The following is a 21,564-nucleotide window of genomic DNA, read 5'->3' as shown; positions in this document are numbered from 1 at the left end:
GTTCGGATCTTGCCGGGTCGCGGGGCCGCTGCGAAGGCACCGTGCCCCGGAGCCGGCCTGATCCTGACGACACCCCCTACGCGCGCCCCGCCGTCTTCTGGGTCTTGCGGGTGACCGCGTCGATGACGACGGTCGCCAGCAGCACGCCACCGGTGATCATGTACTGGACCGGCGAGGCGATGCCCTCCAGGGCGAGGCCGTACTGGATCGACACGATGACCATCACACCGAGCAGCGCGTCCCAGGTGCGGCCGCGGCCGCCGAAGAGGGACGTGCCGCCGATCACGGCCGCGGCGATGACGTTCATCAGGAACTCACCGGTGCCCGCGCCCTGGTTGGCGGAGGCGATCTTCGACGCGACGAAGAGACCGCCGATCGCGGCGAAGGTGCCGGCGATCGCGAAGACCGAGATCCGGACCAGTTCCACGTTGATACCGGCACGGCGGGACGCCTCGACGCTGCCGCCGAGCGCGAAGACCTTGCGGCCGTAGGCGGTGCGGCGCAGCACGAAGTCCGTGAGCAGCAGGAACGCGAGGAAGATCACCACGGCCAGCGGCAGGCCCTTGTACTGGTTGAAGACGATCGCCACGACGAAGGCCAGGATCGCGAGCAGCACCGTGCGGACGATGATCTCGTTCAGCGGCCGGGACGGCACGCCCGCGGCCTCGCGGCGGCGGTTGTCGAAGAACGCGGAGAGGAAGTACCCCGCGGTCACGACGATCGCCAGGCCGTAGGCGGCGGCCACATCGCTGAAGTAGTAGCTGGTCAGCTTGACGACGATGCCGTCGGAGTTCAGGTTGATGGTGCCGTTGCTGCCCAGGATCTGCAGCATGAAGCCCTGCCAGAACAGGAGTCCGGCGAGCGTCACGGCGAAGGCCGGGACGCCGATGCGGGCGAAGAAGAAGCCGTGGATGGCGCCGGCCACCGTGCCGGTGAGGATGGCCAGCACGAGGGCCAGCACCTCGTTCATCCCGTGCGTGATGTTCAGCACCGCGAAGGTGGCGCCCGCGACACCGCTGACCGAACCGACGGACAAGTCGATCTCGCCGAGCAGCAGGACGAAGACGATACCGACCGCGATCATGCCCGTGCCGACCATGGCGACGGACATGTCGGAGAAGTTGCCCGCGGTGAGGAAGTTGGAGTTCAGGCTGGTGAAGATGGCCCAGATGACCAGCAGACCGACGACGACCGGGATGGACCCGAGGTCGCCGGCCTTCATCTTCCGCTTGAACTCGCCCAGGTAGCCCGCGAAGCCCTGCTCGCGGACCAGCAGCCGCGGGTCTACCGCGGTGGCCGCGGCGGAGGCGGCGTCGGGGTTCTCCACCGCGTGGTCCTCGGCGGGTGTGGAGGTCTTGTCGATGCTCACTTCTTGATCTCCCCATTGGTGCGCGCCGCACGACGGGTCACGGCGTTCTCCGTGGCGCCCGTGATGGCGGAGATGATCTCTTCCTGCGAGGTCGACTTGACCTCGAAGACGCCGTTGTTGCGCCCGAGGCGCAGGACGGCGACCTTGTCGGCCACCGCCTTCACATCGGCCATGTTGTGGCTGATGAGGATGACGGCGTGACCGCGCTCGCGCAGCCGCTCCACGAGGTCGAGGACCTGTGCGGTCTGCTCGACACCGAGGGCCGCGGTGGGCTCGTCGAGAATGACCAGCTTGGGCTCACCGAGCATCGACCGGGCGATCGCCACGACCTGGCGCTGACCGCCGGAGAGCGAGGCGATCGGGATGCGGACGCTGGGGATGCGGATGGACAGCGTGTCCAGCAGCTCGCGGGAGCGGCGCTCCATCTCCACCTCGTCCAGGACGCCGCGCTTGATGATCTCGCGGCCCAGGTAGAGGTTGCCGACCACGTCGATGTTGTCGCACAGCGCGAGGTCCTGGTAGACGGTCGCGATGCCCAGGTTCTGGGCGTCGTGCGGCCTGTTGATCGAGACGGCCTTGCCGTCCCATTCGATGGAGCCCTCATCGATGGGGTGCACGCCGGCGATCGTCTTGACCAGCGTGGACTTTCCGGCTCCGTTGTCGCCGACCAGGGCGACCACCTCACCGGCGTGGACCTCAAGCTCTACGTCGGTGAGCGCCTGGACGGCACCGAATCGCTTGGAGACCCCGCGCAACGCCAGCACGGGCGTAGCGGACACGTGAACCATCTCCTTCGCCGCCTGACCCGGCGGGAGGTTGTGCAGAAGTTTTCTGGGGGGGTTCCGTCCGGCGCCCCGCCTAGCTTGCGGGGCTGGTGACGCGGGGCGCCGGAGGAAGCTGCGTGCAGCCGGTCCCGTACGCGCTCAGGCGGTACGGGAGGCGGGGCTGCTTACTTGAGACCGATCTTGTCGCACGCCGCCTTGTACTTGCCTCCACAGATCTCGTCGATCGTGTAGAAGCCCTCCTTGATGACGGTCTCCTTGATGTTGTCCGTGGTCAGCGAGACGACCGGGACCAGCGTCGTCGGGATGCCCTTGGTGGTGGCGCTGTCGGCCTTGTCCTTGGCGATGGAGTCGAGCGACTTGCCCTGGGCGAGGGCGACGGCCATCTCACCGGCGACCGCGGCCTCCTGCGGGTAGGACTTGTAGACGCTCATGTACTGCTCACCGGTGACGATGCGCTGCACGCCCGCGAGTTCGGCGTCCTGGCCGGTGACCGGGATGTCGGCGATGCCCGCGCGCTTGAGGGCGGTGATGATGCCGCCCGCCATGCCGTCGTTGGCGGAGTAGACGCCGATGATCTTGTCCTTGCCGAGCGCCGAGATGGCGGCCTGCATGTTGGAGTTGGCGTTCTCCGGCTTCCACTCCTTGGTGTCGTAGGAGCGGCCGATGTTCACCTTGCCCTTGAGGACGGACATCGCGCCGTCCTTGAACTGGGCGGCGTTCGGGTCGGTGGAGGACCCGTTCATCATGACGATCTGGCCGTCCTTGGCCTTGTCGCCCAGCGCCTTCAGGAGGGCCTCACCCTGCGTCTTGCCGACGGTGACGTTGTCGAACGAGGTGTAGGCGTCGATCGGGCCCTCGGCCAGGCGGTCGTAGGCGACGACCGGGATGTCGGCCTGCTCCGCCTTGGTGATCGAGCCGGCGATGGCCTTGGAGTCCACCGCGTCCACGATCAGCACGTCGACCTTGTTGGTGATCATCGTGTCGACCTGCTGCGCCTGCAGCGTGGCGTCCTGCTTGGCGTTGGCGTAGACGACCTCGCCCTTGTTGTTCGTGAGCTCCTTGACCTTCTTCTCGATCAAGGGCTTGTCGAACTTCTCGTAGCGCGCGGTCTGGTTCTCCGGAAGGAGCAGACCGACCTTGATGTCGTCGCCCTTCTTCTCGGCGGAGCCCGAGGAGTCGCTGTTCCCGTCGGACTCCGCGGCGCTGCCGCAAGCGGCGAGCGAGACCGCCATCGCGGTGGTGACAACGGCAACGGCGGCACGACGCATACGCGTGTTCACTTCACTAACCTCCCTGACGAGGCCGCGTCGTTGCGGCCGAGGTGGCTGGAAGTCAACTCGGCCACACGTGCGACGTCAAGAAGTAAATCCTTAACGAGATGACAACGGTGCCATCCGTGCTCTAAGTGAAGGCAGGGGTGGCCGCCGACAGAGCGCCGGTAGCACTTCCGTCCAAAAGGGTTGAATCGCCCATCTCGCTGAGGGCGAGGGCGAGCGCCCCGAGCACCTCCGCACGCCCCCCAAGTGCCCCGGGAAGCACGGAGAGTTGACGTGCCGCGCTGGGGATCGCGTAGCGGCCGACGGACTCCCGGATCGGGCCGAGCACCAGCTCACCGGCCTCGGCGAGATCGCCGCCGAGGACGACGCGGCTCGGGTTGAGCAGGTTGCAGAGGTTGGCGACTCCACTGCCGATGTGGCGGCCGACGTCGGCGATCACCCGACGGCAGCCCGGGTCGCCGTCCCTCGCCAGCCGCACGACGCCTTCCATCGTCAGGTCGGTGCCGTGGCTCGGCTGGAGCAACGGGAGCACGTAGCGTGCGGCGGCGAAGGTCTCCAGGCAGCCCCGGTTTCCGCAGCGGCAGACGGGGCCGGCTTCGTCGAGTGTGATATGCCCGATTTCGCCCGCCGTGCCGCCGGGACCGCGGTAGATCTTGCCGTTGATCACCAGGCCCGCGCCGACGCCGCTGGCGACCTTGATGTACGCCAGGTCCCGCACCCCCCGGCCGCTGCCCCAGACCAGCTCGCCCAGGGCGCCCAGGTTGGCGTCGTTGTCCACGTGCACCGGCACGCCGAGCCGCCCCCGCAGCTCCTCGGCGGGCCGGGTGCCGCCCCAGCCGGGCAGGATGGCGGTCGAGCCCAGCGTCCCGGACTCCACGTCGATCGGGCCGGGCACGCCGAGGCCCACTCCGGCGATCTTCGCGCGGTCGATGCCGGTCGCCGCGATCAGCCGGTCGACCAGCTGCTCCGCCCGGTCGAAGCCCTGCGCCGAGGACGCGTCGACGTCCAGCGGCTCGGACTCCTCGGCGAGTACCTGGTGGGCGAGGTTCCCGACCGCGACCCGCAGATGCGTGTGCCCGAAGTCCACGCCGATGACGATGCCGGCGTCCCCGCTCAGCGAGACGCTGCGGGCCCGGCGGCCGCCCGCCGAGGTGGGCGTGACCTCGACCGTTCCGCCGTCCTTCAGTTCCCTCACGATGTTCGAGACCGTCGCCGCGGACAGGCCCGTCGTCCTCGCGATCTCCGCCTGCGTGAGCGACCCGGCGAGCCGTACCGCTCGTACGACCCGTTCCAGGTTGGCTCGGTGCAGCGACGACTGCGACCCGGGAGTCTCCACGACGACCTCCTGCGCGAGGGGCCGCTTCGATGAGGCCCCTTCCATGTCCAACTAGTGAACTCTAAGCTGAGCCGTTCGGGTCCCCTCCCGTCAAGAGGTTGAACCGCATCCGGGTGTCCGGCACACACAACCGCACACATACGCGCATGCCGCCCCCGTTCGTACGGGAGCGGCATGCGCGGCGGGCGGGAGCGCTACTTCAGGGCGCCCGCCGTGAGCCCCTGGACCACCTGGCGCTGGAAGATGATGTACGCGGCCAGGACGGGCAGCATCGCCATCACCAGGCCCGCGAACAGGCCCGACCAGTCGCCCTTGTAGCCCTGGCTGACCGCCAGCTGCACCAGGCCCTGGGTGAGGACGTGCTTGTCCGGGTCCGTGTTCAGCACGGTCGGCAGCATGTACTGGTTCCACTGCCCCAGGAAGTTGAAGATCCCCACGCTGATCAGGCCCGGTTTGGCCATCGGCAGCATGACCTGGAAGAACGTCCTGGTGTGCGAGGCCCCGTCCACGAACGCGGCCTCCGCCACCGAACTGGGCAGGGTGCGGAAGAACCCGGTCAGGAAGAACACCGTGAAGGGCAGTGAATAGGCGATGTAGACCAGGATCAGCCCGTGGATGGTGTTCAGCATCCCCATGTTGTCCACCACGTAGAACAACGGGACCAGCGCGAGCATGATCGGGAAACTCATGCCGGCGATGAACAAGTAATAGATGAACCGGTTGCCCGGAAAGTCGAACCGTGCCAGTACATAGGCCGCCATGGAACCCAGCACCAGGGTGCCGACCAGCGAGCCGCCCACCACCATGACGGTGTTGAGGAAGTAGTCGCTCATGTGGGCCTGGGACCAGGCCCGCGACCAGTTGTCGAAGTTCAGCTTGTCGGGGAGCGACCAGGGCGAGCCGAAGATGGCGGCGTCGTCCTTGAAGGAGGTCATCACCGCCCACACCAGCGGCATGCCGACCATGATCGCCCAGATCACGAGCACGCCGTGGGAGAAGACGTTGAGGGTGGTGCCCTCCTTCTTCCCCTTGCGGGGCCCGCTGGGCGGTGCGTCGCCCTTGCGGACGGGCGCGCCGGACTCGGCCGGTACGGGGGCGGGGGTCTCGGTCGTCTTCATCTGATCAGTACTCCAGCCGCTCGCGCCGGCCCAGTCGCATCACGAGGGCGGCGAAGGCCAGCGTGACGACGAGCAGGGCGACGCCGATGGTGGTGGCGTAGGCGGCCTGACCGTCCCGGAACGCCTTCTGGTACACGTACAGGACCATCACGGTGGTCGAGTAGTCGGGTCCGCCGGGCCCGGTCGTCATGATCTGCACGACCGCGAACGACTCGGCTCCGAGCGCGAGGATGCCCATGTAGACCCAGCCCGACTGCACGGTGTCCCACAGCAGCGGCAGGGTGACCTTGAAGAAGGTGGTGGCGCGGTTGGCCCCGTCCAGCAGCGCGGCCTCGTACAGCTCCGCCGGGATGGAGGCCATGCCCGCGGAGAAGAGGACCACGAAGAAGCCGACGGTGGACCAGACGAGCACCGCCATCACGCACCACAGGGCGATGTTCGGGTCACCGAGCCACAGCGGCTGGACGGAGTCGAGGCCGATGCCGCGCAGCAGGGAGTTGATCGCGCCGCTGTCCGGGTTGTACGCGAACTGGAAGAGCAGGGCGACGATCGCGATGGAGAGCACCTGCGGGAAGAAGTAGACGATCTTGTAGAAGCCCGAGCCGCGGACCCCCGTGATCGCCGGGCCGCCCCGGCGGCGGCGTCCGCCCACATTGATCATGAAGGCGAAGAAGAGCGCCAGGCCGAGGGTGACCAGCGGCACCAGCAGGGCGAACATCACGCTGTGCTGCAACGACTTCCAGAAGATGTCGTCGTCGAGCATCCGCGAGTAGTTGTCGAAGCCGACCATCGAGAACTCGGGACTCAGGCCCGTCCAGTCCGTGAACGAGTAGTAGATGGACTGGATGAACGGCCAGATGACGAAGAGCGCGTACAGCCCCAGGGGAACCGCCAGGAACCCCACGATGAACCGGTACTTGCCGTGCTGCATTGCTACCGACCCCGATCTGCGCGCGGGTGGCGCCGCCAGGGCCCGCCCGGCGCGGTGGCGCCGGACAGGCCCTGGTGACGCGTCCTCACTGGTGCTTGTAGTGCTTGATCGACGAGTCCTTGGCGGCGTCGTCGGCGTAGCCCTGGATCTTCTTGATGGTCTCGGCCGGGGTGAGCCGGCCGGCCATCATCTCGCCCAGGCAGGAGACGCCGATCTTCTCCTTCTGGAGCTGCACGTACCAGTCCTGCATACGCGGGTTGACCACGTTCTCGCCGGCCAGCTCCAGCGCCGCGACGCCGGACTTGAGCCCCGGGGTCAGCTCGATGCCGTCGGTGCCGCCGTTGTAGGCGCTCAGCGACTTCACCTTGCTGGTGAAGTTCTTCGAGGAGGCCTCGCTGAGCATGATGCGCAGTTGCTCCATGCCGCCGGCACCGTTGGCCGCCTTCGCCGGGACGATGAAGGGTTCGCCGCCGGAGGCCCACATGGTGCCGAAGGGCATCTTGTCGGAGTCGTCGATGCCGGGCGGGGCGGAGACGGCGAGCCCGAAGTCCGCGGGGATGACCTTGGCCGACTCGTTCTCCACCCAGGAGCCGTTGGGGATGAACAGGGCGTCGCCCTTGGCCCAGGCGGTCTGCGACTGGATGTGGTCCAGGCCCGGGGTGCCCTTGAGGATGTAACCCTTCTTGTAGAGCTCGTACCAGGCCTCGAAGACCGTCTTGACCGCCGGGTGCTTCCAGGCGTTCGGCTCCAGGTTGTCGATGGCGTTCAGTACCTCGACGCCGCCGACCTTGGCGATCATCGGGGACATCGAGAAGGGGATGTAGTACGGGTACTTGCCCGCGTACGTCCAGCCGGCCATGCCCTTCTTCTTGGCCTTCGCGCAGACCGCGAGCATCTCGTCCCAGGTCTTGGGGTACTCCGCGTCGAGGGAGTCCAGGGCCTTCTGCGAGTACCAGTTGCCGTACACCGTGTAGGCGTAGTACAGGATCCAGACCGGGTCCCCGTCGAACTGGCCCATCTCCACGATGCCGGGGCGCAGCGTGTCGCGGACCTTCTTGTTCGGGTCGTCGTAGGACGGGGCGTCCAGCAGCGGGGTGAGGTCGGTGAGCTGCTTCTTGCCGACCAGGACGCCCATGTCCATCTGCTCGGCGCCGGAGTTGTCGACGAGGTCGGGCGGGTTGCCGCCGTTGAAGCGCGGCTGCAGGGTGGACTGGATCTTCTGGGTGGCGGAGAACTTCACCTTGGCCTTCGGGAAGGCCTTCTCGTACAGCTTCACGGCGTCCTCGGCGTACTCCTTGCCGAAGCCTCCGTCGAAGAGGACGAACTCCATCTGGGCGCTGTCGTTGACCGCGAGCGGGTTCTCGGCGGACTTCTTGCCCGCCTCGGCCTTCTCCTGGTCGTCCCCGCCGCCGCTCGCGCAGGCGGAGAGGAAACTCATGGTCGGTACGGAGATCAGGCCGAGCGCGGCGGACCGCTTGATCAGATCGCGGCGGCCGACGCCTTTACCGTTGTTCTCGGCGGAAGTGAATCCCATGCTCAAGTCCTCGCCTTCTCCAGGACTCAGGCGGTGAACCGGATCCTCCCCGGCACCGCGATCGGGTCACGCTGGGTCGTGCAGGAAATGCCGATACTGCTGCGGGTACTTCATGTCGGTACTGCGTGCGGGTACAGCTGTGTGAACACTGCTGTTCGGGCGCTCTGGCGGTCCCTTTTCGCGGTTCCCCCCGGTTCCCCCCAATGGCCGACAGGTATAGTCCACTTCCCGCCAGCTGAGCAAGATCGAATGCAAGGTTGGCGGTACGTCTTTTCCGAGTTGAGACCTCCCGGAAATATGAGCGGCCTGTGTGCCACTTGCCGGAAGAATCCCCGGCATAAGCCCCGAACGCCACATCCAACACCCTTGACATCACATGCCACTTGACCCCTACTGGTCCTTGCGCAGTTGAGTTGACAACGTTGTCCCCAGCGCAGGGAGGGTGGCCAGGGCATGCAGTACGGAGTTCGGCACAGATGGGGTTCGGCGGTCGTGATGACGACCGCCCTCGCTTTGGCGGTGGGTTCGCAGGGTGCGGCGGTCGCGCTGCCCGCCGCGCCCGCCAAGACCGACCGGGAGTTCGCTTCGTCGTTCGAGGCGGACGACCCGGTTCCGGACTGGCTCAGCACCGTGGACACGGGCCCGGACGGCGGCAAGCGGTCCGCGGGCGTGGACGGCGGCTACAGCACCGGCATACCGGGCAACGTGACCGGCCACGTCACCGATGTGCGGGCCAGCGCCGAGAACACGGGCGGCGGGGAGGTGAAGGAGAACCTCGTCGACGGCGAGCCGGGCACCAAGTGGCTGACCTTCGAGAAGACCGGCTGGGTCGAGTTCGATCTGGACGAACCGGCGAAGATCGCCAAATACGCGCTCACTTCGGCCAACGACCACGACGAACGCGACCCGGTGGACTGGACGCTGAAGGGCTCGGCCGACGGCGAGAGCTGGCAGTCGCTGGACACCCGCTCCGGGGAGTCCTTCGACGAGCGGTTCCAGACGAAGACGTACGACCTCGCCGAGGCCGCCGAGTTCCGGCACTTCCGGCTGGAGATCACCAGGAACAACGGCGCCGGCGACGTGCTCCAGCTCGCCGACGTCCAGCTGGCCACCGCCGCCACCGACACCCCCGTCCCCGAGGACATGCTCTCCCTCGTCGACCGCGGCCCGAGCGGCTCGCCGACCGCCAAGGCGGGCGCCGGCTTCACCGGCGCGCGGGCCCTCAAGTACGCCGGCCGGCACACCGCGGACGGCCGGGCCTACTCCTACAACAAGGTCTTCGACGTCGATGTGAAGGTCGACCGCCGCACGGAACTGTCGTACAAGATCTTCCCGTCGATGGCGGACGGCGACCTCGACTACGACGCCACGAACGTCTCCGTCGACCTCGCCTTCACCGACGGCACCTACCTGAGCGACCTCAAGGCGACGGACCAGCACGGCTTCCCGCTGACGCCGCGCGGCCAGGGCGACGCCAAGATCCTCTACGTCAACCAGTGGAACAGCGTGAAGTCGGGGATCGGGTCGGTCGCGGCCGGCAAGACCGTCGACCGGATCCTGGTGGCGTACGACTCCCCCAAGGGCCCGGCGAAGTTCCGCGGCTGGCTGGACGACGTGGCCATCGAGCGCGCGAAGCCGGAGCGGCCGAAGGCCCACCTCTCCGACTACGCGCTGACCACCCGGGGCACCAACTCCAGCGGCAGCTTCTCCCGCGGCAACAACTTCCCCGCGACCGCCGTACCGCACGGCTTCAACTTCTGGACGCCGGTGACCAACGCCGGTTCGCTGAGCTGGCTGTACGAATACGCGCGCGGCAACAACGCGGACAACCTGCCGACGCTCCAGGCGTTCGGCGCCAGTCACGAGCCGAGCCCGTGGATGGGCGACCGGCAGACCTTCCAGGTGATGCCGTCCGCCGCCTCCGGCACCCCGGACACCGGCCGCGAGGAACGCGAGCTGGCCTTCCGGCACGAGAACGAGACCGCCCGGCCGTACTACTACGGAGTGCGGTTCGAGAACGGCCTGAAGGCCGAGATGGCGCCGACCGACCACGCCGCGATGATGCGCTTCACCTACCCCGGTGACGACGCGAGCGTCATCTTCGACAACGTCGAGGACAAGGCCGGCCTGACCCTGGACAAGGAGAACGGCACCTTCAGCGGCTACTCGGACGTCAAGTCCGGGCTGTCCACGGGCGCCACCCGCCTCTTCGTGCACGGCGAGTTCGACTCCGAGGTCACCGGCGGCGACTCCAGCGGCGTCAAGGGCCACCTGCGCTTCGACGCGGGCAAGGACCGCACCGTGACCCTGCGCATCGCGACCTCGCTGATCAGCGTCGACCAGGCGAAGGACAACCTGCGCCAGGAGATCCCGAAGCGTGCCTCCTTCGACAAGGTCAAGCGCGACGCCCAGAAGCAGTGGGACAGAATCCTCGGCAAGGTCGAGGTCGAAGGCGCCACACAGGACCAGCTGACCACCCTGTACTCCAGCCTCTACCGGCTCTACCTCTACCCGAACGCGGGCCACGAGAAGGTGGACGGAAAGTACAAGTACGCCTCCCCGTTCTCCAAGGCGGTCAAGGAGGACACCCCGACGGAGACCGGCGCCAAGGTCGTCGACGGCAAGGTCTACGTCAACAACGGCTTCTGGGACACGTACCGGACCACCTGGCCCGCGTACTCCTTCCTGACCCCGTCCAAGGCGGGTGAGCTGGTCGACGGCTTCGTACAGCACTACAAGGACGGCGGCTGGACCTCGCGCTGGTCCTCCCCGGGCTACGCGGACCTGATGACCGGCACCTCCTCCGACGTGGCGTTCGCCGACGCCTACGTCAAGGGCGTCGACTTCGACGCGAGGGCGGCGTACGACGCGGCCGTCAAGAACGCCACCGTCGTGCCCCCGTCCTCGGGCGTGGGCCGCAAGGGCATGGCGACCTCGCCCTTCCTCGGTTACACCAGCACCGAGACGCACGAGGGCATGTCGTGGGCGCTGGAGGGCTACCTCAACGACTACGGCATCGCCAAGATGGGCGAGAAGCTCTACAAGGAGACGGGCGAGAAGCGGTACAAGGAGGAGTCGGCGTACTTCCTCAACCGCGCCCAGGACTACGTCAACATGTTCGACCCCGAGGCCGGCTTCTTCCAGGGCAAGGACCTGGCGGGCGACTGGCGCGTGGACTCCGAGAAGTACGACCCGCGCGTGTGGGGCTACGACTACACGGAGACCAACGGCTGGGGCTACGCCTTCACCGCCCCGCAGGACAGCCGGGGCCTGGCCAACCTGTACGGCGGCCGGGACGGCCTCGGCGACAAGCTCGACGAGTACCTCGCCACCCCGGAGACGGCCTCCCCGGAGTTCAAGGGCTCCTACGGCGGTGTCATCCACGAGATGACCGAGGCGCGGGACGTCCGCATGGGCATGTACGGGCACTCCAACCAGGTCGCCCACCACGCCCTGTACATGTACGACGCGGCCGGGCAGCCCCACAAGACGCAGAAGAACGTCCGCGAGGTGCTCTCCCGCCTGTACACGGGCAGCGACATCGGGCAGGGATACCACGGTGACGAGGACAACGGCGAGCAGTCGGCCTGGTTCCTCTTCTCCGCCCTCGGCTTCTACCCGCTGGTGATGGGCAGCGGCGAGTACGCCATCGGCTCCCCGCTGTTCACCAAGGCGACCGTCGAGCTGGAGAACGGCCGAAAGCTGGTCGTCAAGGCACCGAAGAACAGCACGAAGAACGTCTACGTGCAGGGCCTGAAGGTCAACGGCAAGCGCTGGAACTCGACTTCGCTCCCCCACTCGCTGATCGCGAAGGGCGGCGTCCTGGAGTTCGACATGGGCTCGAAGCCCTCCTCGTGGGGCACCGGCAAGAACGCGGCACCGGTGTCGATCACCAAGGACGACGAGGTGCCGACCCCGCGCGCGGACGCGATCGAGGGCGACGGCGCCCTGTTCGACGACACGTCGGCGACCGGGGCAGCCGTGACGTCGGTGGACCTGCCGGTGTCCCAGAAGGGCGCCAAGGCCCTCCAGTACACGCTGACATCGCCGGCGGACGGCGCGAAGGCCCCGGAGGGCTGGAAGCTCCAGGGTTCGGCCGACGGCACGACCTGGCGGACGCTGGACGAGCGCTCGGGCGAGTCCTTCGCCTGGGACCGGCAGACCCGGGCGTTCTCGGTGAAGTCGCCGGGGACTTACGCGAAGTACCGGCTGGTTCTCGACGGTGAGCACACGCTGGCGGAGGTGGAACTGCTGGCGTGAGGGTGAGCGTGACCGTGGAATGACGGTGCGGGGTACGCCGGGTGACCGGCGTACCCCGCAAAAGGTTGTACGCCCCACGTTGCGCTTGTGTACCTCTTCTGTACCGCTCCTGTCCCCCGTCGTAAATCTGATTGACGCGTGAACGTCATGTGTAAGGATCACGAAGTACCCGGGGATCAGCCGGACTTACCTGTCCGCGATCCCCTCCGCATGACCAAATGGAGGACCCACGTGGCCAAAAGCTCCGGCCTGAACACGCGTCGCGCCCTGGCGCGTGCCACGGCTGCGGCGCTCACCGCCGCCCTGGTGGCGACCGGTGCGGGCAGCGCCGTCGCCGCGGACAACCCCGGGCGCTCCGCCTCCGAGGCACCTGTCGACGTGAAGCCGTCGGACGCGTCGAAGTTCGGCGCAGGCGCCGCCGAGGACGAGTACGCCCCGGTCAACGCGCTGTACGGCATGGACGCCGGCGGCGAACTGTGGGCCTACCTGCCCAACTTCGAGGGCGGACTTGACTCCGAGCGGATCTGGAGCGGCTCCGGCTGGCAGAACTCCCGCTTCATCACGCAGGTCGACCACGACGACGACGGCTCCTCGGACGGTATCTGGGACGTCACCGGCAACCAGCTCAGCTACACGGCGTGGGGTGACGACTTCCAGCAGCTCGTGGGCAACGGTTGGAACATCTACGACCGTCTGCTCTCCGCCGGCGACCTCGGCGGCGCCGGCGCCGACGACCTGCTCGCCCGGGACAAGTCCGGCGTGCTGTACCTGTACCTGGGCTACGGCAACGGCAAGCTGACCCAGCGCTACAGGGTCGGCGGCGGCTGGAACGCCTACACGCACATCGCCGGCCAGGGCGACCTGACGGGTGACGGCAAGGACGACATCGTCGCCAAGGACAGCTCCGGTGTGCTGTGGCTCTACAAGGGCACCGGCAACTACAAGGCGCCGTTCACGTCCCGCTCCCGGATCGGTGGGGGCTGGAACGCGTACAACAACATCGTGTCCGTCGGCGACATCGACATCGACGGCATCACGGACCTGGTCGCGCGCGAGAAGAACGGCGCGCTGTACCTGTACAAGGGCACCGGCAACGCCGCGTCCCCGTACAAGTCCCGCGTGAAGATCGGCAGCGGCGGCTGGAACACGTACCGCATCCTGTTCTAGACCGTACGTCTCGCCGTAGGCACGAACGAGGGCCGCACCCCCGGTGATCCGGGAGTGCGGCCCTCAACCGTTGTGCGCCGCCGCCTACTTGCGGATCAGGCTGCGCAGCACGTACTGCAGAATGCCGCCGTTGCGGTAGTAGTCCGCCTCACCGGGGGTGTCGATGCGGACGACCGCGTCGAACTCGACACCGGTGTCGGTGGTGACCTTCACCGTGCGCGGGGTGGTGCCGTCGTTCAGTTCGGTGACGCCGGAGACGGAGAAGGCCTCCTCGCCGGTCAGGCCGAGGGAGCCGGCCGTCTGGCCCTCCGGGAACTGGAGCGGCAGGACGCCCATGCCGATGAGGTTCGAGCGGTGGATGCGCTCGTAGGACTCGGCGATGACGGCCTTGACTCCGAGGAGCGCGGTGCCCTTGGCGGCCCAGTCGCGGGACGAGCCGGAGCCGTACTCCTTGCCGGCCAGGACGACGAGCGGGATGTTCTGCTCGATGTAGTTGCGGGAGGCGTCGTAGATGAACGACACCGGACCGCCGTCCTGGGTGAAGTCGCGGGTGTAGCCGCCCTCGGTGCCCGGCGCGATCTGGTTGCGCAGGCGGATGTTGGCGAACGTGCCGCGGATCATGATCTCGTGGTTGCCGCGGCGCGAGCCGTAGCTGTTGAAGTCGCGGCGCTCGACGCCGTGCTCCGTCAGGTACTTGCCGGCCGGGGTGTCGGCCTTGATCGCGCCGGCCGGGGAGATGTGGTCGGTGGTGACCGAGTCGCCGAGCTTGGCGAGCACCCGGGCGCCGGAGATGTCCTCGACCGGGGCCGGCTCCATGCCCATGCCCTCGAAGTACGGGGGCTTGCGCACGTAGGTGGACTCGGCGTCCCACTCGAAGGTGTCGCCGGTCGGGATCGGCAGCGCCTGCCACTGGGCGTCGCCCGCGAAGACGTCGCTGTAGGACTTGGTGAACATGTCCTCGCCGATGGCGCTGGCGACGACCTCGTTGACCTCGGCCTCGGTCGGCCAGATGTCCTTCAGGTAGACCGGGTTGCCGTCCTGGTCGGCGCCCAGGGCGTCCTTGGTGATGTCCACCTTCATGGAGCCCGCGAGGGCGTACGCGACGACCAGCGGCGGGGACGCCAGGTAGTTCATCTTGACGTCGGGGTTGATCCGGCCCTCGAAGTTGCGGTTGCCGGAGAGCACCGAGGTGACGGCGAGGTCGTGGTCGTTGACGGCCTTGGAGACCTCGTCCGGCAGCGGGCCGGAGTTGCCGATGCAGGTGGTGCAGCCGTAGCCGACGAGGTTGAAGCCGACCTTGTCGAGGTACGGGGTCAGGCCCGCCTTCTCGAAGTAGTCGGTGACGACCTTGGAGCCCGGGGCGAGGGTGGTCTTGACCCACGGCTTGCGGGTCAGCCCCTTCTCCACCGCCTTCTTGGCCACCAGGGCGGCGGCGACCATGACGTACGGGTTGGAGGTGTTGGTGCAGGAGGTGATGGCCGCGACCGTCACCGCACCGTGGTCCAGCTCGTAGGTGGTGCCGTCGGGGGCGGTGACCGGGACCGGGTTGCTCGGGGCGCCGTTGGGGGCGACGGCCGGGGCGTCGGAGGCCGGGAAGGACTCCTGGCCCGCCTCGTCGACGCTGTCCACGTAGTTGCGGACGTCCTGCTTGAACTGCTCGGCGGCGTTCGCGAGGACGATGCGGTCCTGCGGGCGCTTCGGGCCGGCGATGGAGGGGACGACCGTCGACAGGTCGAGCTCCAGCTTCTCGGAGAAGTCCGGCTCGGCCTTCGGGTCCAGCCAGAGGCCCTGCTGCTTGGCGTACGCCTCGACGAGCGCGACCTGCTGGTCGCTGCGGCCGGTCAGGCGCATGTAGTTCAGCGTCTCGTCGTCGATCGGGAAGATCGCGGCGGTGGAGCCGAACTCCGGCGACATGTTGCCGATGGTGGCGCGGTTGGCCAGCGACGTGGCGGCGACGCCCTCGCCGTAGAACTCGACGAACTTGCCGACGACGCCGTGCTTGCGCAGCATCTCGGTGATGGTGAGCACCAGGTCGGTGGCGGTGGTGCCGGGCGTCAGCTCGCCGGTCAGCTTGAAGCCGACGACGCGCGGGATCAGCATGGAGACCGGCTGGCCGAGCATCGCGGCCTCGGCCTCGATGCCGCCGACACCCCAGCCGAGGACGCCGAGGCCGTTGACCATGGTGGTGTGCGAGTCGGTGCCGACCAGGGTGTCCGGGTAGGCCTTGCCGTCACGGGTCATGACGACGCGGGCCAGGTGCTCGATGTTCACCTGGTGGACGATGCCGGTGCCGGGCGGGACGACCTTGAACTCGTCGAAGGCGGTCTGGCCCCAGCGCAGGAACTGGTAGCGCTCCTTGTTGCGGCCGTACTCCAGGTCGACGTTCTGCTTGAAGGCGTCGTTGGTGCCGAACTTGTCGGCGATGACGGAGTGGTCGATGACCAGCTCGGCCGGCGCCAGCGGGTTGATCTTCGCGGCGTCGCCGCCCAGCTCCTTGACGGCCTCACGCATGGTGGCGAGGTCGACGACACAGGGCACGCCGGTGAAGTCCTGCATGATCACGCGGGCCGGCGTGAACTGGATCTCCTGCGACGGCTGGGCCTGCGAGTCCCAGCCGCCGAGGGCGCGGATGTGGTCGGCGGTGATGTTCGCGCCGTCCTCGGTGCGGAGGAGGTTCTCCAGCAGCACCTTCAGGCTGTAGGGAAGGCGCGCGGAGCCCTCGACCTTGTCCAGCCGGAAGATCTCGTAAGACTCGTCGCCCACCTGCAGTGTGCTGCGGGCGTCGAAGCTGTTCGCCGACACGACAGTCTCCTTCATTTATGTGCGCGTACCACCGCATCCTGCCGCCATGCCGCCCTGGCCGATCCGCTAAGGTTGGGCTAAGTTAGGTAGCCCTTACCACCAGGCCCGATAGCGGCGTGCGACTGCGGTGCGCCTCGGCAGATATCTCGATGTCGAGATAACTCTAGTACATGGGGGCGAGCTGGTCATGCCCGGGCGCGGTGTGGCGTACGCCCCACCCCGCACCCGCCCCGAGTGACCCGCGCGGCCATCACTACGCAGAACGGGGGTATCCGACTTGCGCCGGGAACATCCCGGCGCGACTCGGAAGGAGGCACGATGCCCCTCACGTTCCGCAAGAGCTTCCGGATCCTCCCCGGAGTACGACTGAACATCAACAAACGTTCCTGGTCCATCACGACCGGCGGCGGGAACGGCCCCCGCCACACCCGCAGCAGCACGGGACGTCGTACGACATCGATGGATTTGCCCGGACCTTTCGGATGGCGGCGCACCCGTTCGACCAGGCATCATTGAGGCGACGTTGACGGCCCGTCACCCCAACGGACCCCCCGACAGGCGCCATCTCATATGTGAGATAGCCTCAACCTCATGGCAGACGACTACCTCGTACGCATCGGCAAGCTCATCCGTGACGCCCGGCAGCACCGCGGCTGGACACAGTCACAGCTGGCGGAGGCGCTCAACACCAGTCAGAGTGCCGTCAACCGCATCGAGCGCGGCAACCAGAACATCAGCCTTGAGATGATCGCTCGCATCGGCGAAGCGCTGGACAGCGAGATCGTCTCTCTCGGCTACTCGGGTCCGATGCACCTGCGTGTGGTCGGCGGCCGGCGCCTCTCCGGCGCCATCGACGTCAAGACCAGCAAGAACGCCTGCGTGGCCCTGCTGTGCGCCTCGCTGCTCAACAAGGGGCGCACGGTGCTGCGCCGGGTCGCCCGCATCGAGGAGGTCTACCGCCTCCTGGAGGTGCTGAACTCCATCGGCGTACGCACCCGCTGGATCAACGACGGCACCGACCTGGAGATCGTGCCGCCGGCCGAGCTGGACATGGAGGCCATCGACGCCGAGGCCGCCGTCCGCACCCGCTCCATCATCATGTTCCTCGGCCCGCTGCTGCACCGCATGGACCGCTTCCGGCTGCCCTACGCCGGCGGCTGCGACCTCGGCACCCGCACCATCGAGCCGCACATGATCGCGCTGCGCCGCTTCGGTCTGGACGTCGCCGCGACCGAAGGCCACTACCACGCGACGGTCGACCGCACCGTCCGCCCCGACCGCCCGATCGTGCTGACCGAGCGCGGCGACACGGTCACCGAGAACGCCCTTCTGGCCGCCGCGCGCCACGACGGCGTCACGGTCATCCGCAACGCCTCCTCCAACTACATGGTCCAGGACCTGTGCTTCTTCCTGGAGGCCCTGGGCGTCCGCGTCGAAGGCATCGGCACCACCACCCTCACCGTGCACGGCATGCCGGTCATCGACGCCGACGTGGACTACTCCCCCTCCGAGGACCCGGTCGAGGCGATGAGTCTGCTGGCCGCCGCCGTGGTGACGGAGTCGGAGCTGACGGTCCGCCGCGTCCCCATCGAGTTTCTGGAGATCGAGCTGGCGGTCCTGGAGGAGATGGGCCTCGACCACGACCGCACCCCGGAGTACTTCGCCGACAACGGCCGTACGCGGTTGGTGGACCTGACCGTCCGGCCGTCCAAGCTGGAGGCGCCGATCGACAAGATCCACCCGATGCCCTTCCCCGGCCTCAACATCGACAACGTCCCCTTCTTCGCGGCCATCGCGGCCTCGGCGCAGGGCCAGACCCTCATCCACGACTGGGTCTACGACAACCGCGCCATCTACCTCACCGACCTGAACCGCCTCGGCGGCCGCCTCCAGCTCCTGGACCCGCACCGCGTCCTGGTCGAGGGCCCCACCCGCTGGCGCGCCGCCGAGATGATGTGCCCGCCCGCCCTGCGCCCCGCCGTGGTGGTCCTGCTGGCGATGATGGCGGCCGAGGGCACGTCGGTACTGCGCAACGTGTACGTCATCAACCGGGGTTACGAGGACCTGGCCGAGCGGCTGAACTCGATCGGAGCGCAGATCGAGATCTTCCGGGACATCTGAACGGCTTCGGAACCGACAAGCCCCTCCTGAACCCGCGCGATGCGAGCCAGGAGGGGGTTCGGTTCTGCCTGTGGGACTTCTCCCCCGGAAAATGAGTGTGCGGCGGCGCGGTGTCAGCCGATCATGTGAGTGTGACCGATCAGTTGGCGATCAGTAACTTGACTCTGCGGCACAGGATTCCGGACGACTGGGCTGTGGACCCCTGGGCCGAGGTGCGTCCTCTGATCGACGGCGTGGACGTACTGAGGGAAGTCCACCCGGAAGGGCTGGCACTCAGTTGCCGACACTGGACGGGCCCGGCCGAGAGCTGGCCGCTGGCGGTCACGGAGGAACCGCGCAGGGTCAAAATCACCGAGCCGACCTGCACCGCCGGCTGCTGCGGCGCCCTGTACGTCACCATGCGCCGCGAGGGTGACCGGGTGATCTGGGACGCCTGGGAGAACACCAGCGATATCACCGCCTTGCCCGCGGACGTCCACTTCAGTGCTGCCCAGTACGACGCCGAACTCGCGCGGGCCGCGGCGGACCGCAGTTGGGAGGAGCCGGTGGACACCATCGCCCGGCTGCTCGAGCAGACCCTCGCGCGCAGCGGCTGGTTCGAGCAGTGGGGCTGTGTCCTGACGAGTGTCCGCCCACGACGCGAGGAGCCCGGCGTTCCCGAGGAGCTGACCAGTCCCGAGGGCGTCGATGTGGAGTTCCACCAGGTCCGGGCACCGGGGGAACGTTCATGTTCCTACGGGTACGAGCTGTTCGTCACCCGCGATCGGTCCGTGGAGGAGCAGGTACGGCAGTTCGCGGACGGCATCCTGGCGGACGATCCGCGGAAGACCGCTGAGCTTCGTGAACACTGAGGGCCAGGGCCGGATCTTCGGCAGGAACTACCGCTCGTAGCCTTCGCGGCCCATCCTCTCCTCGCCGAGGCGGCGGGAGTGCAACCCGGCGGGGAGCGGGATGCCGAGGAGGACGATGACGTTGAGCGCGATCTTCCACACGGACACGTCGAGGCCCCGTCCGTCACCGAGGCCGAGCCGCTGGGGCAGCAGGTCGAGGTAGAACCAGCCGAGCAGCCCGCACGCGATGACCTGGAAGACCGAGTTGAGGGCGACCAGGACGGCGGCGGCCTCGCGGTCACCGCACGCGAGGCCGCTCCAGATGATGACCATGGCGATGCGGCGGACCGGACCGACGACGATCAGGCCGGTGCGGTACTCGGGCAGGTCCGGCAGGAAGATCCAGGCCGGCGAGGTCGAGGACTTTCCCGAGGAACGTGCGGCCTGCGGCTCTGGGGCTCCCTCGGGGACTCATATATCGTCTCCCGATATCGGGGCCCGTAAGATGCGGGCCTCGGCGTCGAGGAGTGTGACCATGAGCGAGCCATCGACCGCCACCGGTCTGCCGGACGAGTTGCGGCGCAGGCTCGGCGTGCCCGACGCCGTGGTGATCGGCCTCGGTTCGATGATCGGCGCGGGGATCTTCGCCGCGCTCGCTCCCGCGGCTCGGGCGGCCGGGTCCGGTCTGCTGCTGGGTCTGGCCCTGGCCGCCGTGGTCGCGTACTGCAACGCGACGTCCTCCGCCCGGCTGGCCGCCCGCTATCCGGCCTCCGGAGGCACGTACGTCTACGGCCGTGAACGCCTGGGCGACTTCTGGGGCTACCTGGCCGGCTGGGCTTTCGTCGTCGGCAAGACCGCCTCCTGCGCGGCGATGGCACTCACGGTCGGCTCGTACGTGTGGCCCGGCCAGGCGCACGCGGTCGCGGTCGCGGCGGTGGTGGCGCTGACGGCCGTGAACTACACGGGGGTACAGAAGTCCGCCCTCCTCACGCGCGCGATCGTCGCCTTCGTCCTCGCCGTGCTCGCCGCCGTGGCCGTCGCCGCCCTCACCTCCGGCGCGTCCGACGCCGGGCGGTTGCACATCGGCTCGGACGCCTCCTTCGGCGGGGTGCTCCAGGCGGCGGGCCTGCTGTTCTTCGCCTTCGCCGGGTACGCGCGCATCGCCACGCTCGGCGAAGAGGTCCGCGACCCCGCCCGCACCATCCCCCGGGCGATCCCGCTCGCACTCGGCATCACCCTGGTCGTCTACGTCCTCGTCGCCATGGCCGTTGTGACAGTGCTCGGCACCGAGGGACTCGCGGACGCCACGGCGCCGCTGTCGGACGCGGCAGCGGCCGCGGGCGTCGGCTGGCTCGCGCCCGTCGTACGGGCCGGCGCCGCCGTCGCGGCACTCGGTTCGCTGCTCGCGCTGGTCCTCGGCGTGTCCCGCACCACCTTGGCCATGGCCCGCGACCGGCACCTGCCGCACGTGCTCACCGCGGTCCACCCGAGGTTCAAGGTGCCGCACCGTGCCGAGTTGGCAGTCGGCGCCGTAGTGGCCGTGGTCGCGGCGACGGCGGACGTACGCGACGCGATCGGGTTCTCCTCCTTCGGCGTGCTGGCCTACTACGCCGTCGCCAATGCCTCCGCCTGGACCCTCGGCCCCGGCGAGGGCCGCCCGCACCGCCTGGTCCCCGCTGTGGGTCTGATCGGCTGCCTGGTACTGGCCTTCGCCCTGCCGTCGGCCTCGGTCGTCTCCGGGGCCGCGGTGCTGGTGGCCGGTGGCGCCGCCTACTGGGTACGCCGGTCGATCGCCGCCCGCAGGCCGTAGACACAGCTCACCCCTACGGACGCGGCGCGGCCGAGTCCCCGCGCCGGCGGCGGGCGCTGACGGCCGTCACAGCCGGTCGGACCTGCGGCCGGACAGGCGCGGCTGACGACGGTCGGACGGGCGGCTGCCGGACAGCCGGCTGACGGCTGACGGCTGACGGCTGACGGCTGACGGCTGACGGCTGACGGCTGACGGCTGACGGCTGACGGCTGACGGCTGACGGC

Annotated in this window: 14 protein-coding genes and 1 pseudogene; 6 read left to right on the top strand and 9 right to left on the bottom strand. The window is 68.3% G+C overall.

Annotation, left to right across the window (positions count from 1 at the left end; all coding sequences use genetic code 11):
• Positions 1 to 76 precede the first annotated feature (76 nt).
• From EBH09_RS28145 to ngcE, 7 genes are all read right to left on the bottom strand, one after another.
• Positions 77 to 1,369 carry a sugar ABC transporter permease gene (locus EBH09_RS28145; RefSeq protein ID WP_121749745.1) on the bottom strand — a complete coding sequence of 431 codons (1,293 nt, stop codon included), beginning with the start codon at positions 1,367 to 1,369 and terminating at the stop codon, positions 77 to 79.
• Positions 1,366 to 2,157: an ATP-binding cassette domain-containing protein gene (locus EBH09_RS28140; RefSeq protein WP_055419686.1), complete on the bottom strand. Its 792-nt coding sequence runs from the start codon at positions 2,155 to 2,157 to the stop codon at positions 1,366 to 1,368. Before EBH09_RS28140 ends, EBH09_RS28145 begins: the two co-directional genes overlap by 4 nt.
• Before the next feature lie 161 nt (positions 2,158 to 2,318).
• Complete coding sequence (locus EBH09_RS28135; protein ID WP_193776729.1) at positions 2,319 to 3,422, bottom strand: substrate-binding domain-containing protein; 1,104 nt, start codon at positions 3,420 to 3,422, stop codon at positions 2,319 to 2,321.
• A 133-nt stretch (positions 3,423 to 3,555) separates the two neighbouring features.
• The gene (locus EBH09_RS28130; RefSeq protein WP_121749743.1) at positions 3,556 to 4,767 is read right to left on the bottom strand and encodes an ROK family transcriptional regulator; all 1,212 of its coding nucleotides are present in this window, start codon (positions 4,765 to 4,767) and stop codon (positions 3,556 to 3,558) included.
• Between the two features lie 194 nt (positions 4,768 to 4,961).
• On the bottom strand, positions 4,962 to 5,885 hold the full coding sequence (locus tag EBH09_RS28125) for a carbohydrate ABC transporter permease (protein WP_121749742.1): 924 nt from the start codon (positions 5,883 to 5,885) through the stop codon (positions 4,962 to 4,964).
• A gap of 4 nt (positions 5,886 to 5,889) precedes the next feature.
• Positions 5,890 to 6,816: a sugar ABC transporter permease gene (locus EBH09_RS28120; protein WP_121749741.1), complete on the bottom strand. Its 927-nt coding sequence runs from the start codon at positions 6,814 to 6,816 to the stop codon at positions 5,890 to 5,892.
• 85 nt (positions 6,817 to 6,901) lie between these two features.
• Positions 6,902 to 8,350 carry an N-acetylglucosamine/diacetylchitobiose ABC transporter substrate-binding protein gene (gene ngcE / locus EBH09_RS28115; protein ID WP_121749740.1) on the bottom strand — a complete coding sequence of 483 codons (1,449 nt, stop codon included), beginning with the start codon at positions 8,348 to 8,350 and terminating at the stop codon, positions 6,902 to 6,904.
• 453 nt (positions 8,351 to 8,803) lie between these two features.
• On the opposite strand from ngcE, the gene EBH09_RS28110 reads away from it, so the two are divergent.
• Positions 8,804 to 12,610 carry a GH92 family glycosyl hydrolase gene (locus EBH09_RS28110; RefSeq protein ID WP_121749739.1) on the top strand — a complete coding sequence of 1,269 codons (3,807 nt, stop codon included), beginning with the start codon at positions 8,804 to 8,806 and terminating at the stop codon, positions 12,608 to 12,610.
• Between the two features lie 231 nt (positions 12,611 to 12,841).
• Positions 12,842 to 13,777, top strand: a complete 936-nt coding sequence (locus tag EBH09_RS28105; protein WP_238697459.1) for a VCBS repeat-containing protein — start codon at positions 12,842 to 12,844, stop codon at positions 13,775 to 13,777.
• Positions 13,778 to 13,861: 84 nt separating this feature from the next.
• On the opposite strand, the gene acnA is transcribed toward EBH09_RS28105, so the two are convergent.
• Positions 13,862 to 16,579 (bottom strand): aconitate hydratase AcnA, encoded by a 2,718-nt coding sequence (acnA, locus tag EBH09_RS28100; RefSeq protein ID WP_121749737.1) that lies wholly within the window; start codon positions 16,577 to 16,579, stop codon positions 13,862 to 13,864.
• Positions 16,580 to 16,897: 318 nt separating this feature from the next.
• Here acnA and EBH09_RS28095 point away from each other — a divergent pair, with 318 nt between their 5' ends.
• The 3 genes from EBH09_RS28095 to EBH09_RS28085 all read left to right on the top strand — a co-directional run bounded on the left by EBH09_RS28095 (position 16,898) and on the right by EBH09_RS28085 (position 19,551).
• Positions 16,898 to 17,095, top strand: a complete 198-nt coding sequence (locus EBH09_RS28095) for a DUF4236 domain-containing protein (RefSeq protein ID WP_121749736.1) — start codon at positions 16,898 to 16,900, stop codon at positions 17,093 to 17,095.
• A gap of 75 nt (positions 17,096 to 17,170) precedes the next feature.
• Positions 17,171 to 18,700 carry a UDP-N-acetylglucosamine 1-carboxyvinyltransferase gene (locus EBH09_RS28090; protein WP_121749735.1) on the top strand — a complete coding sequence of 510 codons (1,530 nt, stop codon included), beginning with the start codon at positions 17,171 to 17,173 and terminating at the stop codon, positions 18,698 to 18,700.
• Positions 18,701 to 18,831: 131 nt separating this feature from the next.
• Positions 18,832 to 19,551, top strand: coding sequence for a hypothetical protein (locus tag EBH09_RS28085; protein ID WP_121749734.1), 720 nt, complete (start codon positions 18,832 to 18,834; stop codon positions 19,549 to 19,551).
• 30 nt (positions 19,552 to 19,581) lie between these two features.
• Here the strand turns inward: EBH09_RS28085 and EBH09_RS28080 are convergent.
• A pseudogene (locus tag EBH09_RS28080) lies at positions 19,582 to 19,938 on the bottom strand (arsenical-resistance protein); the annotation flags it as partial.
• Between the two features lie 127 nt (positions 19,939 to 20,065).
• Here EBH09_RS28080 and EBH09_RS28075 point away from each other — a divergent pair.
• On the top strand, positions 20,066 to 21,340 hold the full coding sequence (locus tag EBH09_RS28075; RefSeq protein WP_121749733.1) for an APC family permease: 1,275 nt from the start codon (positions 20,066 to 20,068) through the stop codon (positions 21,338 to 21,340).
• The last annotated feature ends 224 nt before the right edge of the window (positions 21,341 to 21,564 follow it).

This window comes from Streptomyces sp. E2N166 (assembly GCF_003671715.1).
GTDB lineage: Bacteria > Actinomycetota > Actinomycetes > Streptomycetales > Streptomycetaceae > Streptomyces > Streptomyces thinghirensis.
The sequence above is the reverse complement of the archived record's forward strand: the minus strand, read 5'-3'. Positions and strand labels throughout refer to the sequence as shown.